Consider the following 24,434-nt stretch of genomic DNA (forward strand, 5'->3'; position numbering starts at 1 on the left):
CGTCCGCGACCCACCACGGCTATGCTCACCTTCATCGGCCTCGGCCTCTACGACGAGCGCTCGATCACCGTCGAGGGGCGGGAGGCGCTCGCCGACGCCGACCGCGCGTTCGCGGAAGTGTACACCAGCCACCTCGTCGGTGCGACCGTCGACGAACTCTCCGCGGCCCACGACATCGACATCGAGGTCCGCGACCGCGCGGGCGTCGAACAGCATCCCGAGGACATCCTCGACGCCGCCGAAGAGGCACACGTCGCCTTCCTCACCGCGGGCGATACGATGATCTCGACGACTCACGTCGACCTCCGCTTGCGCGCCATCGAGCGCGGCATCGACACCCGAGTCGTTCACGGCGTCACCGCCCAGACGGCCGCTAGCGGTCTGACGGGGCTCCAGAACTACCGCTTCGGAAAGGCGGTCACGCTCCCGTTCCCGTACGCCCACGGGGCCGACGGTGTCCCGGCGAGCGTCGTCGACTCGATCGAGGCAAACCGCGAGCGCGGCCTCCACACCGCCGTCTATCTCGACATCAAGGCCGACCGCGACGAGTATATGACCGCCGACGTCGCAAGCGAGATGCTCGCGGCGGGCTGGGAAGACGTCCTCGCTGTCGCCGTCGCGCGCGCCGGGAGCCCGGATCCGCTCGTCGCCGCCGACCGCCTCTCCGCGCTGGCCGAACGGGACTTCGGCGACCCGCTGCACCTGCTGGTTATCCCCGGCGACCTCCACCACGTCGAACGCGACGCGCTCGCGACGCTCGGGGGCGCGCCCGAGGACGTGCTCGCAGAGAACGAAGTCTAACTCGAACCGCGACCGACTTCTTCCCCCGAAGACACTTATCGTGTACACCGGACCAACGGTGTATGAACCGGCGGTCCGTCCTCAAGGTCCTCGGCAGCGGTGGACTCGTTGGGCTCGCGGGGTGCTCCGAGAACGACGGCCCCGGCACAACGTCGGGAGCCCCGGCCACACACACCGCGACGGAAACGTCGGGGGCCGTACTGAACTGCGAGTTGCCGAAAGATGGTGGTACGGGGAAGACGAATCCGCAGTTTCAGGGCTCGGCCGAACACACGGGACATATCGAGACGACCGGGCCGACAGGGGACGTCACGACGTACTGGCGACGAACGCCGTCTCGGTACGAACACTCCCAGCCGGTCGTCGTCGCCGATCAGGTGTTCGTCTCCTTCGCGGGCGACCTCGTTCGGCTGGACCGGTCCACGGGTGACCGTCACTGGACTACCGACGTCGGCCACAGCGGAGCCTCGACCCCGGCGATCTACGACGGGACTGCGTACGTGACCGTCTGGAACGGGGGTGAGAACGTCGACCGCGGACTCACGGCCGTCGACGCCGACAGCGGTGAGATCGAGTGGCGCGGCGTAACCGACGCGGATGTGACTACCTCACCAGCTACGACGGAAGACGGCGTGTTCGTCGGCGGGGGGTACGAGACGACGACCGTCGCGGCGTTCGATCACGACGAAACCGAGCGGTGGCGTCACGACCTCGACGAGTACGCTTCGACCCCGGCCGTGGCCGAGAGAATGGCTGTCTACGGTTCGGGCGGCGATTCCGTCGTTGCCTACGACGCCGTTTCCGGCGAGCGACGCTGGACCGTCGATACCGACGGCAACACGACCGCCGCACCGACTGTCGCGGACGGGCGGGTACTGATCGGAACTCGCGCTGGAACCCTCTACGCGCTCGATATCGAGGACGGCTCCGAAGAGTGGACGTTCGATCTGCCCGGTCCGGTTCGTCGATCGGTGGCCGTCGCCGACGGCAGAGTGGTCGTTTCGACCGAGGAGGGGTTCGTGAGCGTCGACAGTACTGGTTCCCACCGATGGACGGAGGCCGGAATCTCGGACGCGACTGACCCGATTATCGCCGGAAACACCGTGTATTTCGGCGACGGCCGAACGGTGCGAGCGCTGTCGTTGGACGACGGAGCGGAGCTGTGGTCGTTCCGAACTCGCGAACGGACGTATACCGACGTCGTGCTCCAAGGAATTCGGGCGGCACCAACTGTGACAAACGGCGTTGTCGTCGTCGCCACGCAGGCGGGAGACGTGTACGCACTCGGCGCGGAATGACTCGTGGCGCGCGGGTATCGACTCACGCGCCTGATAGCCGATCTACGCCCGCGACTGATCGAGTCCGAGATCCGACGCGAGATCGTACTCGTCGCCGGTGACGAGGAAGAGCACGTCTTCGATGATCGTCAGCAGCTCGGGCAGCTCGCGGACGACGAGGTAGGTGATCCCGATGAGGACGACGACCGCGAGCAGCTGGCTGATGATCCGATCGGAGATGAAAAACGAGACCATGTACGGGTCGGACGAGCCGAACAACAGCAGGATTTCGTCGACGAACCACTGCATGTACTGTTTCCCGAAGGCGATCGTGATGAACGTCGTCCGGAGCAGATTCAGCCCGTAGATGACCGGCACGGCGATCGCCAGCGCGCGGAGCTTCCGGCGCAGCGGGGCCTCGACGGCGGCGATGAGGCCGGCGAAGATGGCGATACTTCCCAGACCGGTACACGCGAGGACGACTTCGACCGTCAGGCGGTGGTCGCCGTCCCAAAAGACGAACGTGTTGTAGAAGCCTTCCTCGCTGTGGATCATCTCGGGGTGGTAACCGAGCGCGTTCACGAGGAACTCCGTCTGGGCGGCGACGACTTCCATCAGCACGCCGCGCGGGGCGGGGAGCGACAGGCCGAAGAGCGCGAACGCCGGAATGGTTTCGAAGGGAAGGTAGATGATCCCCATCGCCGCGACCGCCCGCGAGAGCACGAACAGGGAGTCGCGCCCGCCCCAGAGCAGGTAGCCGGTGTACAGCGACGCGGGGACCGCGGCGATCGAGAGGATCCCCTCGACGTAGCTCTTGTGGACGAACGCGAAGTGCGGGACCAACTGGAGCCAGAAGACCGCGAAGCCGACCCACGCGGCGACCGTGACGTACCGCGCGAACCGATCGTTTCGCTTCGCAGAGAGCGCTCCGACGGCGAACGTCAGGATGACGACCCACGCGAGCGCGTCGGAGAGCAGGCCGGGCATAGGAGGGAGAACGGAGTTGACGGATAAATCCCTTGTCGTTCCGGTTGCTCGGAGACGCAGATCCGCCGCACCCAATACTTACTCCGATTCGGGTGTGATACGATCTATGCACACTGCGGAGGCTCTCGATCGGCCGGATATCCGGTATCGGTCGGATGGGAGACCGGTCTCGCGGGACGCGGTACTGCCGCCGATCGATGTCACGGATAGAGTCGGGATCGTAACGGAGACCGGGACCGGTGGATTGGGCGCGGGCGCGTTCCTCCTGTCCTGCGTCACGGCGTTTTACGACCGTCTTCGCGAGACGGCGGAGGGTTTCTTCGAGTATCCGAACTACTACACGTTCCAGACCACCGCGGAACCGGCCGATTACGGAATGCTCGACGTCTACCCGTCGCACAAGAACGTGTCCGTCGAGGCGGACGCCGAGCGGCTCCTCAGAGCCATTACCGACCGCGCGGTCTCGATTCTCGTCGTGCCGGACGGGGAACCGCGGACGCCACCGTCCGCGATCGACGACGTCACCCGGCGGAGCGCGGAGCGCCGGATCGAGCACTGCTACGCCTACGCGCCGGACGGTGACCTCGACGACGCCGAATTCTCCATCCGGCATCCCCGACAGCCCGCAGAGGAGTGGTACCGAGCGGTCTTCGAGTCCGCAGGAGGAGGTTCGGCCGCGTATCGGACGCCGTCAACGACGTCAGGGGGCGAGGAGATAACGCAGGGCTTTCGACGCATCTCCGTCGAGCGCGCGCTCACGAGCCTCCCGGGCTGATCCCGGTCCCCGATCCGCCGCCGTCGGCTCGGCCGTTCGATCAGTTCGACGGTTCGAGTATCTCGATCTCGTGGCCGTCCTGATCCGTCGTGAAGGCGTAGCGGTCGTCACAGGACTCGGGATCGCGGTAGTCCTCGGCCTCGCGTTCCATCAGCGTCTCCCAGTAGTCGTGGAGGTCGTCGGCGCGGACGCAGAGGTGGCCCCACGAGTCGCCCAGCGTGTACGAGCGGCCGTCGTAGTTGTAGGTGAGTTCGACGGTCATCGCGGCCTCGGAGGCCCCGGCGGGCTTCATGAAGTAGTTCGCGAAACTGTCGGACTCCCAGCGACGGACGTAGTCGTACTCGAACTTCCGCGTCCAGAACCCGATCGCCTCGTCGGCGTCCTCGACGCGGATCATCGTGTGATCGAGTCCCCACGTGGGGAGTTCCGGGTCGCGCTGGACGATCTCGACCTCGTGGCCGTCGGGGTCCTTCACGAAGGCGTAGCGGCCACCGCAGGACTCGGGGTCGCGGTAGTCTTCGACGCCCTCGTCCAGCAGCTGCTGGTAGTGTTCTTCGAGCTCGCCCTCGGGGACGCGCACCGCGATGTGGCCCCACGCGTCGCCCATCTCGTAGGTCCGGTCGTCGTGGTTGTACGTGAGTTCGAGCATCGCGCCCTCCTCGTGGAGGTCCTCGGGGCCGAGGTAGACGTTGGTGAAGGTGTCGGCCTCCCAGCGACCCTTCTCCTCGTAGTTCAGATGCGTCGTGTACCAATCGAGCGACGCCTCGAGGTCTTCGACGCGGACCATCGTGTGATCGAGTACTCCGGACATACGCGAGGGCACGGTCGCGGGCGGAAAAAGGATGCCGGACCGCGGTTACTCGCGAACGCGTCAGATGGCTCGGGTGCGACGCCCGACTCGACTCTCGGCCCCGTCGCGATCGACGATGGAATCACTTCCTCGCGACGACGCGCAGGATGTCTTCGTCCCGCAGCTCGTGATCGCGGCCGACCTGCTGTTCGTCGTGTTTGGCGCTCGGGCCGGTCACGCGGGCGAAGCGGAACCGCTCGTCGAGCGTGCCGCCGAGTTTCCTGAGGGCGTCGTCGACGGTGTTCTCGCCTTCCATCAACACCAGCGGCTCCTCGTAGTCGACGCCGCGACCGGGTTTGTCCATATACACGCGAATGAGCCCAAGCGTCTCCCAGAGCTTCTCTTTGAGGGCGTCTAAGCCCTTCTCCGCCTCGGCGCTGATGAAGACCGCCTCGTCGGGGTCGACGCCGACCTCGCGGAGGTTCTCCTCGACGGTCGGCAGGTAGTCGCGGTCGATCAGGTCGGCCTTGTTGACGGCGACCATCGAGGGCAGATAGACGCGGTTGTCCATGATGGCGTCGATGAGTTCGTCGATGGTGACGTCGCCGCGGACCGTCACGTCGGCGTTGACGTACCCGTGTTCGCGGAGCACGCTCGCGATGGTGTCGTCGTCGAGGTCGACGTCGTCGGCGGTCGTCACGTGGATCCCACCTTTGCCGCGCTTAGAGACGGTCACGCTGGGTGGCGACGTGTCGAGACGGATTTTGTTGTTGTACAACTCCTCCTGCAGCCGTTCGTAGCGCTCGATCTCGAACACCGAGAGCAGGTAGACGACCAGATCCGCGGTTCGAACGACCGAGAGGACTTCCTTGCCGCCCCCCCGGCCGCCCGCCGCACCTTCAATGAGTCCGGGGACGTCGAGAATCTGGATGTTCGCACCGTTGTACTGCAGCATTCCGGGGTTGACGTCGAGCGTCGTGAACTCGTATTCGCCGACCTCGCTGTCGGCGTTGGTGAGCGCGTTGATCAGCGTCGACTTGCCGACGCTGGGGAAGCCGACGAGCGCGACGGTCACGTCGCCGGTTTTCTCGACCGCGTAGCCGTGGCCACCGCCGCTGCCGGACTGGTTTTCGAGTTTCTCTTTCTTCTCCGCGAGTTTCGCCTTCAGCCGGCCGATGTGCGCCTCCGTCGACTTGTTGTACGGCGTCTCAGCGATCTCCTCGCGGATTTCCTCGATCTCTTCCTCCAGTCCCATCGTGTTACCGTTCGGCTATCTGCGTCGAAAAAGGTGTTCTTTCCGACCGCGCGGCGGCGCGACCACCGGGGGGGCGGTCCGGTACGTGAAACGCGGTCGCCGGCCACGCCCGGTCACCGGCCGAATCGAAGCCCTTTGTACCTCCGAGAACGTACCGCCGGTAATGGACGCAGAACCGGGACTCTCTGAACAGTATCGGATGGCGAGCCCGTGGCCGATTTTCATCGCGCTCGGAATTCCGATCGCGGAACTGGGGATCATCTTCGGGCTGCTCCCGCTTTCGGTCGGCGGCCTCCTCCTGTTCGGGGGCAGCGCCGCGGGGATGGCTTTCGAGTCCGGATACGCGAAGACGCCGTGGCGCGGGCTGTTCGGCGTCGCCCTCCCGCTCGCCGTCCTCGGCGTGGCGTTCGTGTACACGCGCATCAATCTCCCGAGTCGCGGCCTCTCCATCGTCGCCGCGGCCGTGATCCTCGCGGCTGCCGGTCTCGCCGGAACGGTGTTCACACCGGCGGAGGAGCCGGCGTACTGAACGCGGGTATCGTACCTGCCCTCCGACTTTCGCCACACTGCGTGTCGAGACTGGGTGTGAGAGACGAGACTCGCGACGACTCCCTGGCGCGAAACCAACAACCTATTTGATTCTCCACCGGAAGGGGCAGGTATGGCGAACAAGATCTTCGATCGGGACACCCTACTCGACCTCACAGTCAACGTCGTCCCGCTTTTCATCATCGCGTTCTTCGTCGTCGCCTTCGCGGTGGTCACGCCGTTCGGGATCGATCCGCTCGCGTCGGCGATCCAGTTCGGGCTGCTAGTCGTGCCGTTCGTGATGCTCGCGGTCTTGACGTACTTCTCGGGCAAGGCCATCGCCGGAGCCGAACTCCGGGACGAGGTCTACCTGCCCGGGCAGGCCGGCGTTCGGGGCGCAGAGCCGCTCGAAGAATCCGAAGGCGCGGCGACCGAACTCGACGACGAGTCACCGTCGGCCGTCGAGGGCGACGCTGAGAATGTCGAAGGCGACGCTGACGACGACGTTCAGACAGACGATGGCGACGCCGCGAGCGACGAGGTGTCCACGTCCGAAAGCGGTTCCACCGAAGACGAACGCGACGTCTGAAACCGGGCATCGCGCTCTCCCCGGCGCGCCCTCTGTGGGAGTCGACGCCGGTCTTTCGGTCGACGTTTTCCGATCGGCGATGAGTCTCTTGTATGCCGATTCCCGCCGCGCTGAGTCCGTCTACCGGATCCTCCGTGGCAGCGCCGTCCCGAACCTTTCATTACCTTTCGTTCCTCAGACTTTCCTATGGAGGTCAACGGACAGTTAGCACTGACGGTCCTTATGGGACTTTTCCTCGTGGCCGTCGCCGCGTGGCTCGCGCGGGTCGAAAACTGGCGCTCATACACCCCGGTCGCGGGCGGGGGCGCTTACGGGCAGAAGGAAAGCTACGGTTCCGAAGAGAAACCGTCCGGCGTCATTCGCTGGCTGACGACGGTCGACCACAAGGACATCGGCATTCTCTACGGCACCTACGGACTCATCGCGTTCGCCGTGGGCGGATTGATGGTCGTCGTGATGCGGATCGAGCTCATCGATCCCGCGGCGTCGATCATCTCGAACACGTTCTATAACTCGCTGATGACGAGTCACGGCATCACGATGCTGTTCCTCTTCGGGACGCCGATCATCGCGGCGTTCTCGAACTATCTGGTGCCGCTTCTCATCGGCGCGGACGATATGGCGTTCCCGCGGATCAACGCCATCGCGTTCTGGCTCCTTCCGCCCGCCGCGTTACTCATCTGGGCGGGCTTCTTCCCGCTACCGGAGATCATTCCGGCCCAGACCGCGTGGACGATGTACACCCCGCTCTCGGCGGGCGCGGGTGCCGGTAATCAGGCCAACGCCGGCGTCGACCTGATGCTTCTGGGACTGCACCTCTCGGGCGTGTCGGCGACGATGGGCGCGATCAACTTCATCGCGACCATCTTCACAGAGCGCGGCGACGACGTCTCGTGGGCGAACCTCGACATCTTCTCGTGGACGATCCTCACTCAGTCGGGGCTCATCCTGTTCGCGTTCCCGCTTCTGGGCAGCGCGATCGTGATGCTGCTCTTCGACCGCAACTTCGGCACGACGTTCTTCGCGGGGGAGGGCGGCGCGATCCTCTGGCAACACCTGTTTTGGTTCTTCGGCCACCCCGAGGTGTACATCCTCGTGTTGCCGCCGATGGGCATCGTCAGTTACGTCCTTCCGCGCTTCGCGGGCCGGCGGCTCTTCGGGTTCAAGTTCGTCGTCTACTCCACGCTCGCGATCGGCGTCCTCTCCTTCGGCGTCTGGGCGCACCACATGTTCGCGACGGGGATGGACCCGCGGCTTCGCGCGTCGTTCATGGCGGTCTCGCTCGCGATCGCGATTCCGAGCGCCGTGAAGACGTTCAACTGGATCACGACGATGTGGAACGGTCGGGTCCGGCTCACGACGCCGATGCTGTTCTGCGTCGGCTTCGTCTCGAACTTCGTCATCGGGGGCGTGACGGGCGTCTTCCTCGCGTCCATCCCGATCGACCTCGTGCTCCACGACACCTACTACGTCGTGGGTCACTTCCACTACATCGTGATGGGCGCGATCGCCTTCGCCGGCTTCGCGGGTCTGTACTACTGGTTCCCGCTGTACTCCGGTCGGATGTACCAGAAGACCCTCGGCAAAGCGCACTTCTGGCTGTCGATGGTCGGCACGAACGTCACGTTCTTCGCGATGATCCTGCTCGGCTACGGCGGGATGCCGCGCCGCTACGCGACGTACCTCCCGCAGTTCGCGACGCTGCACCAGCTCGCGACGGTCGGGGCGTTCCTGCTTCTCGTCGGCCAGATCATCTTCGTCTGGAACTTCGTCCAGTCGTGGCTCGAAGGCCCCGAGATCGAGGACGGCGACCCGTGGAACCTCCGCAATTCCGGGCTGTACACCGCCGAGTGGGACTGGTACGACAAGAAGCTGGAGACGGCGATCGCCGACGGCGGCGAGGCCGACGACACGGACGATCCGATGCTGCCCGACGGCGGCGAAACCGACGCCGACGCAGCGTCAGAAACGTAACGGTACTGTTTTCGCGGTCTCTTCCGGAAGAACCCCGATCGCGACGCGTTCGATTCTCGGGAGCGAAAGCGACGCTCGACTCAGACGAGTTCGCGCCGCGGTTTCGGCGCTGCCGGAACACCGATCTGCGATCCGAGACGGCGGAGTCGCGGCTGGACGGACGGCCCCGATCAGGTCGCGAGAAACAGGCCGGTCGCGAACATCAGAACCGCGATCGCCGCGAGGATGAGTGCGAGGAGGTCCGTATCGCGCATAGTCGACGTTGAGCGCACGCGGCCAAAGGTGCGTCGGTTCCGCGTCCGGACGCGGTGCGGACCTCCGACGTGTCGCGAACGGGTGGCTTTTCAGCCTCCGCACCACAGTCTCGACCGTGAACGACGACGAGGGCGCACTCGATGCCGACCCCCACAGTCACGGAGTCGACGGCGTCGGAAGCGGCGGAGATGTCGCCCGCCCGCCCGCCCGAGGGCACGACGGCCCGAGGCTCGTCGCGGGGCTCTACGCGGCTCTGGTTTGCGTCGCCACGGCCGCCGGGTTCCTGACGGGGGCGTTCGTCGACGGCCTCGACGCTCCGCGCTTTCTCTTCGTGATTCCGTTTCCCGCCTCACCGCTCGGATTCGCCGCCTACGGCGGCCTGACCATCGCACTGGTCCTCGGCGTGCCGCTGGCGCTGGTGATCTACGTGTCACAGCGGATCGACGATGAGGCGTCGTAACCGAGCGAAATCCACCATAGTCGATCGAATGTGTTGTAGCCGGCCGAACAGGGCCGACACCAGCGACCCTTTTTATCCCATGCGGCTCTACTACCGCTGAAGATGGACGTAGACGAACACGCCGAGGAGCTCGCCTCCGCCCTCGGAGTAGACAAAGCGGAGGTCAAATCCGACTTGGAGAACCTGCTGTCGTACAGCGTGCCGATCGACGAGGCAAAACAGAGCGTCCGCCGCAAACACGGCGGCGACGGCGGCGGCGGTGACGCGACGCCGACGACGAAAGATATCGGTGACATCACGCCCGAGGACGGCAACGTCACCGTCACCGTTCGCGTGCTCTCGGTGGGCCGCCGGTCGATCCGCTACCAGGGCGACGAACAAGTGATCCGCGAGGGCGAGTTCGCCGACGCGACTGGCAAAATCTCCTACACCGCGTGGGAGGACTTCGGCTTCGAGCCCGGCGACTCGATCACCGTCGGCAACGCGGGCGTTCGCGAGTGGGACGGTCGCCCCGAACTGAACATCGGCCAGTCCTCGACGGTCGCCGTCGAGACGACGCCAGTCGAGGTCCCGTACGAGGTCGGCGGCGACACCGAGCTCGTCGACCTCCGCTCGGGGGACCGCGGCCGGAACGTCGAGGTGCGCGTCCTCGAATCCGAAGAGCGCGTCATCGACGGTCGCAACGGCGAGACGACGATCCGATCGGGCGTCGTCGCCGACGAGTCCGGGCGGCTTCCGTTCACCGACTGGAAGGCCCGCTCGGAGCTCCGTGAGGGCCACGACTTCCGCTTCGAGGACGTGTACGTCCGCGAGTTCCGCGGCGTCCCGCAGGTGAACCTCTCGGAGTTCACGACGGTCACGCCGCTGGCCCGCGAGGTCGAGGTCGACGACGAGGCCCCTCGGATGAAGCTCGTCGAGGCGGTCGCCTCCGGCGGCCTCTTCGACGTCGAACTCGTCGGTAACGTCCTCGAAGTCCGCGACGGCTCGGGGCTCATCGAGCGCTGCCCGGAGTGCGGGCGCGTGCTCCAGAACGGACAGTGCCGCAGTCACGGCGAGGTCGAGGGCGAGGACGATATGCGCGTGAAGGCGATCGTCGACGACGGCACCGGAACCGTGACCGCCGTTCTCGACCGCGAACTCACCGAGGAGCTCTACGGCGGCACGATGGAGGAGGCGATGACGGCCGCCCGCGAGGCGATGGACAAGGAGGTCGTCGCCGATACGATCCGCGAGCGGGTCGTCGGCCGCGAGTACCGCGTCCGGGGCAACCTCTCGGTCGACGACTACGGCGCGAACCTCGAAGCCGGCGAGTTCGAGCGCGCGGAGGACGATCCGGGGGCGCGTGCGAGCGCCCTCCTGACGGAGGTACGATCGTGAGCGACGCCGTCCAAGGCCGGGAGGTCGCTCGGCGGCTCTTCGCCGCGGAGTTCGACGACGCGACGCTGTCGTACTCTGAGGGCGACGACGAGCGCGCGCCGAACTACGTGGTGACGCCCACCGGCGCGCGCGTCAACCGGCTCTTCGCCGTCGGCGCGCTCACCGAGGTCGAACAGGTGAACGAGGAGATCGTCCGCGGTCGGGTCGCCGACCCGACGGGCGCGTTCGTCACCTACGCGGGCCAGTATCAACCTGACGCGATGGGCTTTCTCGACCGCGCGACCCCGCCGTGTATGGTCTCGCTGACGGGCAAAGCGCGCACCTACCAGCCCGACGACTCCGAGCGGATCTTCACCTCCGTCCGCCCGGAGAGCCTCAACGAGGTCGACGCCGACACCCGCGACCGCTGGGTCATCGCCGCCGCCGAGGCGACGCTCGACCGCGTCGCGACGATGGCCGCCGCCGTGAAATTGGACGTCCGCGGCGACGATCTCACCGCGGCGCTGGAAGCCCGCGGCGTCGAATCGGCGTTGGCGCAGGGCGTCGCGCTGGCGGTAGACCACTACGAGCCGACGGAACACTACCTCGAAGGGATCCGCCAAACGGCGGTGCAGGCGCTCGAACTCGTCGCGGGCGAGCGCGAGGCCGTCGACGCGCCGACCGCCGCCCCCGACGAGGAGGGACCGCGGACGCTCGGGTCGCTTCCGGACGTGGCCGCCGCGGCGGCCGCGCCGGACAACGCCGCGGCGGTTCCGACCGAGCCGTCCGGAGACTCCGACTCCGAGGTAGGGTCTGGAGACGACAGCGAGTCGGGATCGTCCGCTGAACCCGAGACTGACCCGACTGCTGAACCCGAGGCTGAACCGACCACTGCGTCCGAGGACGCTGCTCCCGTGACGGATGATGCGGAGGAATCCGGAACGCTCGGCGATTTCTCCCCAGAGAACGGCGACGAGATCGATGGGGGCGACGAGGCTGACACCGAGGCCGATGCCGAGGAGGACCTCGAAGCGGACGTCGACAGCGACGAGATGTACGAACTCGACGAGGAAGAGCGCGCCGAGATCGAGGCCGAGTACGGAACCGAGTTCTCGACCGGCAACGAGGTCGACGACCCGGGCGAGGCCGACATCGACGTGCCAGACGTCGACGAACTGGAGGACAAAGTCGACGAGGAAGCCGGTTCGGGGTCGAGCGAGGAAGCGTCGTCCGCGGATGCGGACGAACCGTCAGACTCCGACGAGGGCGAGACCGACGAAGCCCCGGCCGACGTCGACCTCGAAGACGCCGCGGTCTCGGTGATGGCCGACCTCGACGATGGCGACGGGGCCGACCGTGAAGCCGTCGTGGCGGCCGTCGTCGAAGAGTACGGCGCGGACCCCGACGACGTCGACGAGGCCATCCGAGAGGCGCTGATGGGCGGGAAGTGCTACGAGCCCGCGGAGGGGACGCTGAAGTCGATCTGAGCGTGGACCCGATCGATTTCGACGAGGGCACGGACGGTGCCGCCCGAGACGACTCGCGCGACCGCTCGGGAGCGTCGCTCGTCGAGCCGGTCCCGGGCGAACCGGCGGCGGTCGCGCGGGTCGGCGGCGAACGAGCGCTCGTCGTCGCCGACTACCACGCCGGTATCGAGCGCGGCCTCCGCTACGAGCGCGGGGTCGAACTCGAGAGCAACGCGGCCGTTCGCCGGGTTCGACTTCTCGGCCTGCTCGACCGCGTCGACCCCGACCGCCTCGTCGCGCTCGGCGATCTCGGCCACCGGATCGGCGGGGCCGACGGCGCGGAGGGCGACGAACTCGACGAACTGCTGGAGGCGGTTCTCGAACGCGTGCCCGTGACGCTCGTCGCGGGCAACCACGACGGCGGGATCGCCGAGCGGTTCGAGCCCGAATACCCGGATCGGTTCGTCGTCACCGGCCGGGACGGCGTCCGTCTGGGACGGATCGGGTTCGTCCACGGCCACACGTGGCCCGCGCGCGAGGTCGTCGAGAGCGACGTCGTCTGCGTCGGCCACGAGCATCCCGCCGTCCGGCTGGAAGACAGCGTCGGCGGCGGCCGCAAGGAGCGCGCGTGGCTCCGGGGGCCGCTGCGTCCGGAGCCGTTCGCCGAGCAGTTGGGAGTCGACGTCGCGGACCTCGACTGGCGCGATCCCGAAGTGGTGGTCTTCCCGGCGTTCAACGATCGCTCGGGCGGCACGTGGGTCAACGTCGAGGGACAGGGGTTTCTCGCGCCGTTCCTGCCGCAGGCGCTCGTCGAGGAGCGGGCCGACGCGTACCTGCTCGACGGCACCCGATTGGGACCGTATCGGTCGGTCTGAGCGCCTCCCTTTTCGGTCTCCAGCGAGAAACGTGTAGCATGCGGACCTCGAATCTGGTGATCCTGCTCGGCGTCCTGTTGTTCGTGCTCCCGATACCGGGAACCTTCATCGGCGGCGGACTCGTCATCGCTATCGGCGTCGCGATCCGGCTGCTTGTGGAGTAACCGAACGCGGAACCGCCGACTCCGAGCGCCACTCGAACGCTGTGCTTATTCCGCTCGCGCCGCTACTGCTGTCGATGCCACCCGGCGCGTCGCAGGGGATGGACGCGTTCACGGCGCTCGGGAGCGACGTGCGGTCGGCACTCTCCGATCGCGGCTTCGAGACGCCGACTGAGCCGCAGCGCCGCGCTATCCCGCCGCTTTCGACCGGGAAGAACGCCCTCGTCATCGCGCCGACCGGGACCGGGAAGACCGAGACGGCGATGCTGCCCGTCTTCGACGCGATCGTCCGCGCCGACGACGAAGAGCGCGAGGGGCTCTCGGCGCTCTACATCACGCCGCTGCGCGCGCTCAACCGCGATATGCGCGAGCGACTGGAGTGGTGGGGCGAGACCTTAGACGTCGATATCGACGTCCGCCACGGCGACACGACGCAGTACCAGCGGGGCAAGCAGGCAGACGACCCGCCGGACGTGTTGGTGACGACGCCAGAGACGCTGCAGGCGATGCTCACGGGCAAGAAGCTCCGGCGCGCGCTCTCGGACGTCCGGCACGTCGTCGTCGACGAGGTCCACGAGCTCGCCTCCGCGAAGCGCGGCGCGCAGTTGACGGTCGCCCTAGAGCGACTGCGGGCGCTCTCGGGGCCGTTCCAGCGGATCGGGCTCTCGGCGACGGTCGGCTCGCCCGCCGAAGTCGGGAAGTTCCTCACCGGCGACAGGGAATTCGAGATCGTCGAGGTCGACGTCGGCAGCGACGTCTCCTTCACCGTCACCCGCCCGGAGATCACGCGAGAGGACGAGCTGCTGGCCGGGAAGCTCGCCACCGACGACGAGATCGCGAGTCACGTCCGGGCGATCCGCGACATCGTCCACGAGCACGAGTCGACGCTCGTGTTCGTCAACACCCGGCAGACCGCGGAGGCGCTCGGTTCGCGGTTCAAAGCGCTCGATGAACCGATCGAGGTCCACCACGGCTCGCTCTCGAAGGACGTCCGCATCGACGTCGAGGATCGGTTCAAGGCGGGCGAACTCGACGCCTTGGTCTGCACGTCGTCGATGGAACTCGGCATCGACGTCGGCCGCGTCGATCACGTCGTGCAGTACGGCAGTCCCAGAGAGGTCGCGCGGCTCCTCCAGCGGGTCGGTCGCGCCGGACACCGCCGCGACGAAGTTTCGCGCGGGACGCTCGTCACCTCCTCGACCGACGACACGCTCGAAGCGCTCGCGATCGCCCGGCGCGCGGAGGCGGGCGAGGTCGAACCGGCGCGGATCCACCACGCCAGCCTCGACACCGTTGCCAACCAGATCGTCGGCGTCGTGATGGACGAAGGCGACGTGTCCGCTCGGCGCGCGTACGACCTCGTGAGCGCGGCGTATCCGTTCTCGGAGTTGGAGGAAGAGGCCTTCCGCGAGGTCGTCCGCGAGCTCTCGAAGAACCGCCTGCTCTGGCTCGAGGAGGACGCCGACCGCTTGGAGAAATCGGGCGGCACGTGGCAGTATTTTTATGCTAACCTCTCGATGATCCCCGACGAGGAGACCTACGAGGTCCACGACATCTCCTCGCGCGGGCGGATCGGCACCCTCGACGAGCGCTTCGTCGTCAACTTCGCCGAACCCGGCGCGGCGTTCGTCCAGCGCGGCGAGATGTGGCGCATCAACGACATCGACGACGAGGAGTCGCGGGTGAACGTCACGCCGATCGAGGATCCGAGCGGCGAGGTCCCCTCGTGGACCGGCTCGGAGATTCCGGTGCCGGCCGCGGTCGCACGCGAGGCCGGTGAAATCCGCGAGGTCGCCGCCGAGCAGTTCGAGGCGGGCGCGACGCGCGAGGCCGTCGCCCGCGACCTCCGGAGCCGGTATCCGACCGACGCCGCGACGCTCGAAGCCGCGCTCGATCCGATCGAACGGCAGGTCGAGACGGGACACCCGATCCCGACGGCCGACCGACTGGTCGTCGAGGGGCAAGCCCGTAAGGTCGTCCTGAACAGCTGTCACGGCCACCGCGTCAACGAGACGCTCGGACGGCTGCTCGCCGCGCTCGTCGGCCAGCGCACCGGGACCTCCGTGGGAATGGAGATCAGCCCCTACCGGATCGAACTGGAGGTCGCCGCGGCCTCGTCGGTCCGCGACGTGATCGAGGTGCTGGAGACGACCGACCCCGCCCACGTCGAGGCGGTACTCGAACTGGCGCTCAAAAACTCGGACGCGCTGAAATTCACGCTCGCGCAGGTCGCCGCGAAGTTCGGCGCGCTCAAGCGGTATCAGGGCCGCGAGCGCTTCGGCGCGGACCGGTTGCTCGCGGCGCTCGAAGACACGCCCGTCTACGACGAGGCCGTCCGCGAGGTGTTCCACGTCGACCTCGCCGTCGAGGCGACCGCGGAGCTGCTCGGCCGGCTGCGGGACGACGACTCGTCCGTCTCGCTCGAAACCGCGCGGGAACGCACCCCGATCGGCGTCGACGGTCGCTCCAGCCGTCGCGAACTGCTCGTGCCCGAGAACGCCGACGCGAGCGTCATCGAGGCGATTCGAGAGCGGATCCGAAACGACCGCGTCCGACTGCTCTGTCTGCACTGCTCGGACTGGGAACACACGACGAAGGTTCGTCGCGTCCGCGAACAGCCTGAGTGCCCGCACTGCGGCGCGACTCGGATCGCCTGTCTGAACCCGTGGGACGAGGAGACGCCCGCTGCCGTTCGCGCCGATCCTGACGAACGCGACGACGAGGAGGAGCGCCGCGTCGAGCGCGGCTACCGCTCGGCCAGCTTGGTCCAGAGCCACGGCAAACAGGCGGTCATCGCGCTCGCCGGGCGCGGGGTCGGTCCGCAGACGGCCGTGCGCATCATCGGGAAACTCCGCGAGGACGAGGCCGACTTCTACCGCGACATCCTCGAACAGGAGCGGCAGTACGCGCGGACGCAGTCCTTTTGGGACTGAGTCGCGACGTTCGGTTCACCGTCCCGCTTCCGACGGCCCGACCGCCTCCAGCGCCGCCTCGAAGTCTGCCGCCGAGACGAGCACCTCGTCGGCGTGCTCGTTGGCGGCCTCGCCCTCGTACGCGCTCGCGACCCGCTCGATCGCGCGCACCGAGGCGTCGCGGACGACCGCGGCGAGATCGGCTCCCGAATAGCCCTGCGTCGCCGCCGCGAGTTCCTCGCGGTCGACGTCGTCGGCCAGCGGCTTCTCGTCGAGGTGGACGTCGAGAATCTCTCGGCGGGCGGCCTCGTCGGGAGCGGGCACTTCGACGTGCGACTCCAAGCGTCCGGGCCGCAGGAGCGCCGGATCGAGCGCCCCCCGTCGATTGGTCGCCGCGAGGACGACGAGGTTCGGATGGTCCGCCAGCCGATCGAGTTCCGTGAGGAGCTGGGAGACGACGCGCTCGCCGACCCCGGAATCGCCGCCCGCCGCGTCGCGGTCGGTCGCGACGGCGTCGATCTCGTCAAAGAAGACGATCGCCGGGGCGGCCTGTCGGGCGCGCTCGAACACCTCTCTCACTGCCTTCTCGGACTCGCCGACGTAGCGGTCCAAGAGTTCCGGTCCGGCCACCTGCACGAAGTTGACGCCGCTCTCGCCGGCGATCGCGCGAGCGAGGAGCGTCTTCCCCGTTCCGGGCGGGCCGTAGAGGAGGACGCCGGTCGGCGGCTCCGTCCTCGCGGCGTCGAACAGCGGCCCGTACGTCAGCGGCCACGTCACCGCGCGTTCGAGCGTCCGCTTGGCGTCGTCGAGCCCGCCCACGTCGGCGAACGTCGTCGTCGGCGACTCCGCGACGTACTCGCGCATCGCGGAGGGCTCGACCGCCGCCATCGCGGCCTCGACGTCGGCGCGGGTGACTTCGAGATCCGCGATCGGCGCGTTCGCGTCCTCGCGGCGGCCGCGACGCAGCGCGATCATCGCCGCCTCAGTCGCCAGCGATTCGAGGTCCGCGCCGACGAAGCCGTGCGTCCTCGCCGCCAGTCGGTCGATGTCGACGTCGTCGGCGAGCGGCATCCGCCGGGTGTGGACGTCGAGGATCTCCCGTCTCCCCTGCTCGTTCGGGACGCCGATCTCGATCTCGCGATCGAAGCGACCGCCCCGTCGAAGGGCGGGGTCCAGCGAGTCGACGCGGTTGGTCGCGCCGATGACGACGACGTCGCCGCGGGCGTCGAGCCCGTCCATCAGCGACAGGAGCTGCCCGACGACGCGGTTCTCGACGTCGCCGCCGTCGTCGCGCTTGCCGGCGATCGAATCGATCTCGTCGAAGAAGACGATCGCGGGCGCGTTCTCGCGGGCATCGACGAACTTCTCTCTGAGCTTCTCCTCGGACTCGCCCTTGTACTTCGACATAATCTCGGGGCCGGAGACGTCGATGAACGTCGCGTCGACCTCGTTGGCGACGGCCTTCGCGATGAGTGTCTTCCCGGTTCCCGGCGGCCCGTGGAGGAGGACGCCCTTCGGCGGATCGACGCCGAGGTGAGCGAACACCTCCGGCTCCGAGAGGGGCAGTTCGATCATCTCTCTCACCAAATCGAGCTCCTCGTCGAGGCCGCCGATGTCCTCGTAGGTGACCGTCGGCGTCGCGCCCGGTGTTCCGCTCGCGGTGTCGGTAGCGCCCCCGGTCGTCGATCCGCTCTCGGAGCCGCCGCTGCTGCCGCCCGAGAGCGAGGAGACGACGCGGCTCAACCGACCGCCGCGGTGCAACCGGAGCTCCGTCGCGTCGGTGACGCGGACCATCCCGTCGGGCTCCGTTGCGTCGACGGCGAACGGGTCGTCGCTCAGCGTCTCGAAGTGGATCTGGCCGCCGGGTTGGATGGGTCGATCCCGGATCGCGCGCTTGATCAGTTCGACCGCGCGGTCCTCGTCGGAGAAGGCGACGTCGTCGGGCATCGAGAGCGTCACCGAGGTCGCGTCCTCGACGTCGATCTTTCGAACGGTGACGGACTCACCGATCTTCGCACCCGCGTTCGTCCGCGTGTCGGCGTCGACGAGGACGACGTCGTCGGGGACGCCGCCGCCCGCCGGCCACACTTTCGCGACGGTCTCGCGCTCGCCCGCGACGACGACGGTGTCGCCGCTGAGGACGCCGAGTCGCCGCCGCGCCGGTTCGGGCAGCCGCGCGATCCCGCGTCCGGCGTCCCGTTTTTCGGCCCCGCGAACGGTCAGTTCGAGGACGTCGTCCGCGCTCATACGCCCGCTTCGGGTCGATCGCTCTTTTGTCTTGCCCGCCACAGTCCGGCGAACCGACACGGTCGGGGGAAGCGTTTTGACTCGTGGCACCAATCCACACAGTATGGTGTCGACCGTCGAACGGGACGGAGGAACGTGGTACCAGTGCGACGAGTGCGGGCTGTTGCTCGACGACGAACAGGACGCGAAAGCACACGAGGCGAACTGCGACGCGGAGGACCCGTCATACCTCCAGTGAGTCGCCCTCGGCTCATTCGAGGAGCAGCCATCCCGCGACGCCGACGGTAGCCGCGACGATCGCGATCACGACGAGCGCCAGCAGTAGTTCGCGGGTGAGGAGGATCACGCCGACGCCGACGAGGAGCGCGGCGGCTGTGAGCGTGAGGAACGCGATTGCTTCCGAGGACCCGCGGCGCGCCTTCGCGACGGCGGCCGTGATCTCCTCTATCGAGAGCCCGCGCGCGATCGCGTCCCAATTCGACGCTGGCGTCGACAGACTCCCGAGCGTCGCCGACGATCCGGGGGTCCCGCGGGTTCCGCGCGTGTTCGTGTTCTTGCGACGGACGACGGTGGGCTCGCTCGCCGTCTCGGTCGCATCGGAGCGACCGTCGGCCGACTGTTCGGCGGTTCTTCGCTGTCCGGCCGACTGATTCGACCGGCTCGAATCCGGGTCCGAACCGGGCCGCTCGCCGTCGGTCGCGTTCGGAACGATCGTGAGTTCGACGTAGGAGACCTCCGCGCCGTACCCCGAGACTACCTTGAGTCGCCCGGTGACCGGCCGCCGGTCGGGGAGGACGCCGATCGGCACGCGCTTTGTCGCGTCCTCTTCGACGTAGTGGTTCACCTCGTCGACCCGCGAGACCCGCGAGAGGTCGTCGTCGAGGTGGAGGTGAACGTGGGTCGCACCGCCCGCGTTGTCGAATTCGACGTGGAACGGCCCCTCCGCGGTGAAGGCACTCGGCGCGTCGATGGCGTGGACGGATCCGTTGTTCAGTCCCACCCGTAGCGACTCTGGCACGTCGCCGACGACGCGGCGTATCTGTAAAAGGCTTTATGCGGTTACCGGGCCGAGTCTCGATCCGCTATTCGTCGTCGCGCATATCCGGCGGCAGCAGGTTCGGAATCCCGTCCTCGATCGGGTACACTTCGCCCGTGACGGTACCGATGAGTCGGCCTTCGAGGATCTCCTCGCCGTCGCGTTCGTCGACTTCGAGTTCGAGGTCGCTCTTGTCGAGGGGGTCACAGAGGATGTCCATCAGAGACTCTTTCATTAGGAGAGGGAAGGAAACCGGCGGTGAAAAGAATACGGGTTCGCGAGTCGTGGCGGGGAGACGGTCGACGGCCGAGGCGCTCGACGGCGCGGCCTACTCGCCGAACGGGTTCGCCAGTTCGATCGTCTCCGCGCGGTCGGGGCCGACGCCGACGGCGTAGATCGGCGCGTCGACCTCCTCGGAGAGGTAGTCGAGGTACGCCCGCGCGTTCGCGGGGACGGCGTCGTACCCCTCCTCGGCGACGGCGGTCCAGTCGACCTCGTCCCACGTCTCGAACTCCCGGAGGTTCGGCTCACAGCGGCCCCAGCGCTCGGTCGTCGCGGGCATCGTGAACCGCTCCTCGCCGTCGAGGTCGTAGGAGTGTCCGACCTTCACTTCGTCGAGGCCGGCGAGCACGTCGATGTGGTTGACCGCGATGCCGGTGAAGCCGTTGGCGCGCGCGGCGTGTCTGAGCATCGGAACGTCGAGCCAGCCGATGCGTCGGGGGCGTCCGGTGACGGTGCCGAACTCGCCGCCCTTCTCGCGGATGTAATCGGCGAGCTCCTCGTCGTCGTCGGTGAGCTCCGTCGGGAGCGGACCGGTGCCGACCCGCGAGAGGTACGCCTTGACGATGCCGACGACCTCGCCGCGGCCGACGACGGTCGGACCGACGCCCGTGCCGGTCGACGCGCCGCCGGCGGTCGGGTTCGAGGAGGTGACGTACGGGTAGATGCCGTGGTCGATGTCGATGGAGGTACCCTGCGCGCCCTCGAACAGGACGTCGTCGCCGTCGTCGAGATAGCTTCCGAGGAACTCCCCGGCGTTGACAGTCATCGACTCCCGCTGGAGGCGCTCGCCGATCTCTCGGTACTCCTCGAAGACGGCGTCGACGTCGAAGGCCTCGCCGGCGTCGATGCCGAAGACGTCCTCGGCGAGCGCGCGCTTCTGCGGGACGACGTACTCCAGTCGGTCGCGGAGGACGTCGGGGTCGAGCAGGTCGCCGATTCGGATGCCGCGACGGCCTGCTTTGTCCTCGTAGGTCGGCCCGATGCCGCGTCCGGTCGTCCCGGCTTCGAGACCGGAGTCGGATTTGGCCTCCTCCTCGATGCCGTCGAGGACGCGGTGGTACGGCATAATCACGTGGGCGCGTCGGGCGACGCGAACGTCGGGGTCGAGGTCGCGTTCGCGAAGTTCGTCGATCTCCGAGAACAGCGTCTTCGGGTTGACGACGCAGCCGTTGCCGAGCACGCCGACCTTGTCGCGGACGGCCCCGCTCGGAACGAGAGAGAGTTTGTACTCGTCGCCGCCTTCGACGACGGTGTGGCCTGCGTTGTCGCCGCCCTGATACCGGGCGACGACGTCGGCGTCGCCTCCCCACAGGTCGACGAGCGCACCTTTGCCCTCGTCGCCGAGTTGGGAGCCGACGATCGTGACGGTCATACACGCCGATTCTTGACGCCGCGTAAAACCCATTACGGTCCGCCGCCGCGAGATATGCACGTTCTTGGATTAGCGTGACGGTTATCGTCACCTCAGTACGCAGCTATCTGCTATTCTCCGTCTTGAGCCTGCGTTCGATAACGAGGCCGCCTCGTCGGCAGACCCGAATCGTTAATTACGCCTGCCACCGTACCCCGTGGTACCCCCTGTGATGTGGTTCTGCGGATCGGAGGGTAACATTTAAATCCTGCCCAGACAAGTTAACAGATGACATGATAGACCGACTCGAAAAGGAAGTGGATATGCTTGAACGCCACTTACAGGTCCTGAAGATGGTCATCGAGAGCGAACCGATCGGCATCGTGAAGATGTCGAACGAGACCGGCTACCCCCATCACAAAGTTCGCTACTCCCTCCGCGTCCTCGAAGAGGAGAATCTCATCGAACCGTCCAGTCAGGGCGCGATCACGACCGAACGAACCGCGGAGTTCGTCGACGAACTCGACGAGAAACTGGACCAGATCGTCGACAAACTCGACGAGATGAAGATCGAAGAAGCGGTCGAAGTCGAAAGCTGAGCACGGTCGTCGAAGGCTGAGCACCGTCTTCTGGCGAGCGCGCGCTCGCGCGCCTCTTTCTCTGTTCTGCGCTGCCTCGACGAGTGTTTCAGTCGTATTCGTCCGCCGGGACGAGAATCGACTCGACCCGATCAGAGATCGGGGACGTTCAGGTGGAACTCGCCGTTTCGCGCCTCGACGAGACAGAGGTGATAGCCGCGCTTTCGGGAGAGTTTGACGAACGAGCGTTTCTTCGACCGCGAGAGGAGCCCACCGCCGGTCTCCTCGCTGACGGTCTCCAGCGCGCCCGGCTCGTAGAACGATTCGGTGACGTAGAAGCCCGCCGAGAGCGACTCGTCGTTCTCGGCGATAATGCCGGTGTTCGTCACGAGCGACCCGACCATCGCCTCGGTCGTCGCGTTTCGGGAGTCGTTGATGTCGGCGACGAACAGCGGATCGCCCATCTTGTCGCGGAAGATGACGTCGAAGTCCCGCCGTTCGACCCCGTCTTCGGTGTCGACGCCGACAGTGCCGTACAGTTCGATGCGGTCGATCTCTGGGATCGCATCGAAGACGCCGGCCATCCCCGTTCGGTTTCCGGTCTCGCCGATCTCATAGAGCAGATCCGTCACCAGCCACTCCGCGAACGAGTACTCGGTGCTGTCGCGGAGGAACTCCGCGTACGGCCGCCCGCCGACGGCGAGTCCATCGGTCTCGAACGTGGTGTGATGTTCCAATCGGAGGTTCTTCGAGACGTCCTCACGCGACGCCTCCCCGGCGTGTGCGTGTTCGAGCGTCGCCTCTCCCTTCCGGTCATAACGGACGAACAGGTTCGTCCCCGAGAGCGCTCGTTCGGGGGACATCGACGTGTCACCGACCGATTCCGATTCGCCGTCGAGTTCGGATTTCAGCCGCTCGACTTCGGCTTTGAGTGTCTCTCGCTCGGCTTCGAGTTCCTCGATCCGATCGCGTTGATCGTCGCGCTCGGTTTCGAGCGCGGTGAGTCGCTGCTGTGTTTCCTCTCGCTCCTCTCTGAGCGACGCCCGCTCTTCTTTCAGCGTCTCGCGCTCGGATTCGAGTTCGTCGATCCGGTCTCTGGCGCGTGAAAGCCGCTTTTTCAACCGACCGGTGTCGTCGTTCCCCCGCCGTCCGCTTCGATCGCGCTGTGTCTCTCTCGACTGTGCCGAGTCGGCCGAGGTTCCCCGATCACGCGCCTGTCGCCGGGCGGCCTGCTGTTTCTGTAGTTGTGCCACCCGCTCGGTGGCCGACTGTGCCGCCGACTCGTCGGCGCGCTGTGCGGTCCCGTTGTTGCTGGACTCGCTCGGATCGAGAGACGGAATCGTCTTGGCCTTTCGCCAGCGCTCCTCGTCGGAGAAGACGCCGTCGGCACCGCCCGACGGCTCATCGGCCGTTTCGCCCCCCGAAGACGGGGGTTCCGTCGCTACCGGGTCCGCCCCGGAACCGACCGCGTCGCCGTCGCCGGCCGCTGGACTGGTGGCTGCGTTCTCAGCATCGTCGTCCGCACCGGCCGTCTCGGTCGGTTCGGATTCGACGTCCTCGTCGGATCTGCTGCCGTCGGCAGCGTCCTCATCGGACCCGCTGTCGTCGGCGTCAGCCCTGTCGTCGTCGTTAGCCCTGCCGCCGGCTTTGGACTTGTCGTCCTCGTCGGGTCCGCTGTCACCCCGTTCGACGTTTGCACCGTCGTCCGCACCCGCGTCTTCGGGCCCGTCGTCCGCCGTGTCGGCAGCGACGGCCGCGGTATCGGTGTCCGCCTCGTCGGTCGAATCTGTCCCGTCATCGGTCGAATCCGTTTCGTCGGCGGCGTCGGACTCGTCGCCGTCGTCCGGCTCCGGATCGGGCAGTGCCGGAATCTCGACGAGTTCGACGTCGGTGTCGATCACTTCGTAGATGCCGACCTCGTCCGCGGCGGTCTCGAAGGCCTCATCGCCCGTGATCAACCGTTCGGAGCTCCCCACGAACGCGGCGCTCATCGACTTTCCGCCGTGATAGACGACGTAGTAATCCCCGGAGAGAACGTTTTCGGAGAGTTCGATATACCCCGTAAAACCGCCGTTCGAAAGCGTCTGATCCGCGTCCGTCAGTGACGTCTCGTTCGTGTAGTAGCGTGCCTGCGTCTCCCCGCCGCGTTCCTGCATCGAAAACAGCAGCGGAAGGCTCGGATCTGCCGCGCGGTACGCGGTCAGTTCAGCGTCCTCGAAGTCCCCGATGTCCCCCTCGAAAACGCCGACGACGCGCCCGTTCAGAAAGAACGCCCACGTCATCCCGGCGGAGACGGCTCCACTGAACTCGGCGTCGGCGAGCTCGTGGAGCCCCTCGTATCCGTCCGGTGTGGCGACCGTCTCCCAATCGGTCACCACGTCGATAGTTCGACTGTTCATCCCTGTGTGTATCGCCGAATCCGCATCAAATACTTTCCGGAGAGTCTGACGGTCGTCGGACGGGCTGTCCGGGCTCTCGA

Annotated in this window: 21 protein-coding genes and 1 pseudogene; 14 read left to right on the plus strand and 8 right to left on the minus strand. The window is 67.0% G+C overall.

Going from position 1 to position 24,434, the window contains the following annotated elements:
- Positions 1-21 precede the first annotated feature (21 nt).
- Positions 22-801, plus strand: a complete 780-nt coding sequence (dph5, locus tag U5919_RS04200) for a diphthine synthase (protein ID WP_336022356.1) — start codon at positions 22-24, stop codon at positions 799-801.
- A gap of 62 nt (positions 802-863) precedes the next feature.
- The gene (locus U5919_RS04205; RefSeq protein WP_336022357.1) at positions 864-2,099 is read left to right on the plus strand and encodes an outer membrane protein assembly factor BamB family protein; all 1,236 of its coding nucleotides are present in this window, start codon (positions 864-866) and stop codon (positions 2,097-2,099) included.
- Between the two features lie 42 nt (positions 2,100-2,141).
- On the opposite strand, the gene artA is transcribed toward U5919_RS04205, so the two are convergent.
- A complete protein-coding gene (artA, locus tag U5919_RS04210) occupies positions 2,142-3,065 on the minus strand; it encodes an archaeosortase A (RefSeq protein WP_336022359.1) in 924 nt (307 codons plus the stop codon).
- Positions 3,066-3,171: 106 nt separating this feature from the next.
- On the opposite strand from artA, the gene U5919_RS04215 reads away from it, so the two are divergent.
- Positions 3,172-3,840, plus strand: a complete 669-nt coding sequence (locus U5919_RS04215) for a hypothetical protein (RefSeq protein WP_336022360.1) — start codon at positions 3,172-3,174, stop codon at positions 3,838-3,840.
- 40 nt (positions 3,841-3,880) lie between these two features.
- Here the strand turns inward: U5919_RS04215 and U5919_RS04220 are convergent, their stop codons facing one another.
- Together U5919_RS04220 and U5919_RS04225 are read right to left on the minus strand one after the other, a co-directional pair.
- Complete coding sequence (locus U5919_RS04220; RefSeq protein WP_336022361.1) at positions 3,881-4,651, minus strand: VOC family protein; 771 nt, start codon at positions 4,649-4,651, stop codon at positions 3,881-3,883.
- A 121-nt stretch (positions 4,652-4,772) separates the two neighbouring features.
- Positions 4,773-5,885, minus strand: a complete 1,113-nt coding sequence (locus tag U5919_RS04225) for an OBG GTPase family GTP-binding protein (protein ID WP_336022362.1) — start codon at positions 5,883-5,885, stop codon at positions 4,773-4,775.
- 163 nt (positions 5,886-6,048) lie between these two features.
- Between U5919_RS04225 and U5919_RS04230 the strand changes: the two genes are divergently transcribed.
- From U5919_RS04230 to U5919_RS04270, 9 genes and pseudogenes are all read left to right on the plus strand, one after another.
- Positions 6,049-6,414 (plus strand): DUF7541 family protein, encoded by a 366-nt coding sequence (locus U5919_RS04230; RefSeq protein ID WP_336022364.1) that lies wholly within the window; start codon positions 6,049-6,051, stop codon positions 6,412-6,414.
- A 132-nt stretch (positions 6,415-6,546) separates the two neighbouring features.
- Positions 6,547-7,002, plus strand: a complete 456-nt coding sequence (locus U5919_RS04235; RefSeq protein WP_336022366.1) for a DUF6684 family protein — start codon at positions 6,547-6,549, stop codon at positions 7,000-7,002.
- A gap of 186 nt (positions 7,003-7,188) precedes the next feature.
- Positions 7,189-8,976, plus strand: a complete 1,788-nt coding sequence (locus tag U5919_RS04240) for a cbb3-type cytochrome c oxidase subunit I (RefSeq protein WP_336022368.1) — start codon at positions 7,189-7,191, stop codon at positions 8,974-8,976.
- 475 nt (positions 8,977-9,451) lie between these two features.
- A pseudogene (locus U5919_RS04245) lies at positions 9,452-9,691 on the plus strand (DUF7520 family protein); the annotation flags it as partial.
- A gap of 102 nt (positions 9,692-9,793) precedes the next feature.
- The gene (locus U5919_RS04250) at positions 9,794-11,068 is read left to right on the plus strand and encodes a Single-stranded DNA binding protein (RefSeq protein WP_336022369.1); all 1,275 of its coding nucleotides are present in this window, start codon (positions 9,794-9,796) and stop codon (positions 11,066-11,068) included.
- A complete protein-coding gene (locus U5919_RS04255; protein ID WP_336022371.1) occupies positions 11,065-12,534 on the plus strand; it encodes an RPA family protein in 1,470 nt (489 codons plus the stop codon). The genes U5919_RS04250 and U5919_RS04255 overlap by 4 nt, the downstream gene beginning before the upstream one ends.
- A 2-nt stretch (positions 12,535-12,536) precedes the next feature.
- A complete protein-coding gene (locus U5919_RS04260) occupies positions 12,537-13,388 on the plus strand; it encodes a metallophosphoesterase (protein WP_336022372.1) in 852 nt (283 codons plus the stop codon).
- Between the two features lie 38 nt (positions 13,389-13,426).
- The gene (locus U5919_RS04265) at positions 13,427-13,552 is read left to right on the plus strand and encodes a hypothetical protein (RefSeq protein WP_336022374.1); all 126 of its coding nucleotides are present in this window, start codon (positions 13,427-13,429) and stop codon (positions 13,550-13,552) included.
- Positions 13,553-13,626: 74 nt separating this feature from the next.
- Positions 13,627-16,482, plus strand: coding sequence for a DEAD/DEAH box helicase (locus U5919_RS04270; RefSeq protein WP_336022376.1), 2,856 nt, complete (start codon positions 13,627-13,629; stop codon positions 16,480-16,482).
- Between the two features lie 15 nt (positions 16,483-16,497).
- On the opposite strand, the gene U5919_RS04275 is transcribed toward U5919_RS04270, so the two are convergent.
- Positions 16,498-18,708, minus strand: coding sequence for an AAA family ATPase (locus tag U5919_RS04275; protein WP_336022377.1), 2,211 nt, complete (start codon positions 18,706-18,708; stop codon positions 16,498-16,500).
- A 103-nt stretch (positions 18,709-18,811) separates the two neighbouring features.
- Here U5919_RS04275 and U5919_RS04280 point away from each other — a divergent pair, with 103 nt between their 5' ends.
- A complete protein-coding gene (locus U5919_RS04280) occupies positions 18,812-18,946 on the plus strand; it encodes a DUF7128 family protein (protein WP_336022379.1) in 135 nt (44 codons plus the stop codon).
- 12 nt (positions 18,947-18,958) lie between these two features.
- Here U5919_RS04280 and U5919_RS04285 read toward each other — a convergent pair whose 3' ends face one another.
- The 3 genes from U5919_RS04285 to U5919_RS04295 all read right to left on the minus strand — a co-directional run bounded on the left by U5919_RS04285 (position 18,959) and on the right by U5919_RS04295 (position 21,398).
- A complete protein-coding gene (locus tag U5919_RS04285) occupies positions 18,959-19,726 on the minus strand; it encodes a DUF7524 family protein (RefSeq protein WP_336022380.1) in 768 nt (255 codons plus the stop codon).
- 64 nt (positions 19,727-19,790) lie between these two features.
- Positions 19,791-19,979, minus strand: a complete 189-nt coding sequence (locus U5919_RS04290; RefSeq protein ID WP_336022381.1) for a methytransferase partner Trm112 — start codon at positions 19,977-19,979, stop codon at positions 19,791-19,793.
- 93 nt (positions 19,980-20,072) lie between these two features.
- Positions 20,073-21,398 carry an adenylosuccinate synthase gene (locus U5919_RS04295; protein WP_336022383.1) on the minus strand — a complete coding sequence of 442 codons (1,326 nt, stop codon included), beginning with the start codon at positions 21,396-21,398 and terminating at the stop codon, positions 20,073-20,075.
- A gap of 272 nt (positions 21,399-21,670) precedes the next feature.
- On the opposite strand from U5919_RS04295, the gene U5919_RS04300 reads away from it, so the two are divergent.
- Positions 21,671-21,976 (plus strand): hypothetical protein, encoded by a 306-nt coding sequence (locus tag U5919_RS04300; protein ID WP_049985358.1) that lies wholly within the window; start codon positions 21,671-21,673, stop codon positions 21,974-21,976.
- Between the two features lie 131 nt (positions 21,977-22,107).
- Here the strand turns inward: U5919_RS04300 and U5919_RS04305 are convergent, their stop codons facing one another.
- Positions 22,108-24,354: a DUF7527 domain-containing protein gene (locus U5919_RS04305; protein WP_336022384.1), complete on the minus strand. Its 2,247-nt coding sequence runs from the start codon at positions 24,352-24,354 to the stop codon at positions 22,108-22,110.
- Between the last annotated feature and the right edge of the window lie 80 nt (positions 24,355-24,434).

Origin of the sequence: Halobellus sp. LT62 (genome assembly GCF_037031285.1) — an archaeon.
GTDB classification, from domain to species: domain Archaea; phylum Halobacteriota; class Halobacteria; order Halobacteriales; family Haloferacaceae; genus Haloquadratum; species Haloquadratum salinisoli.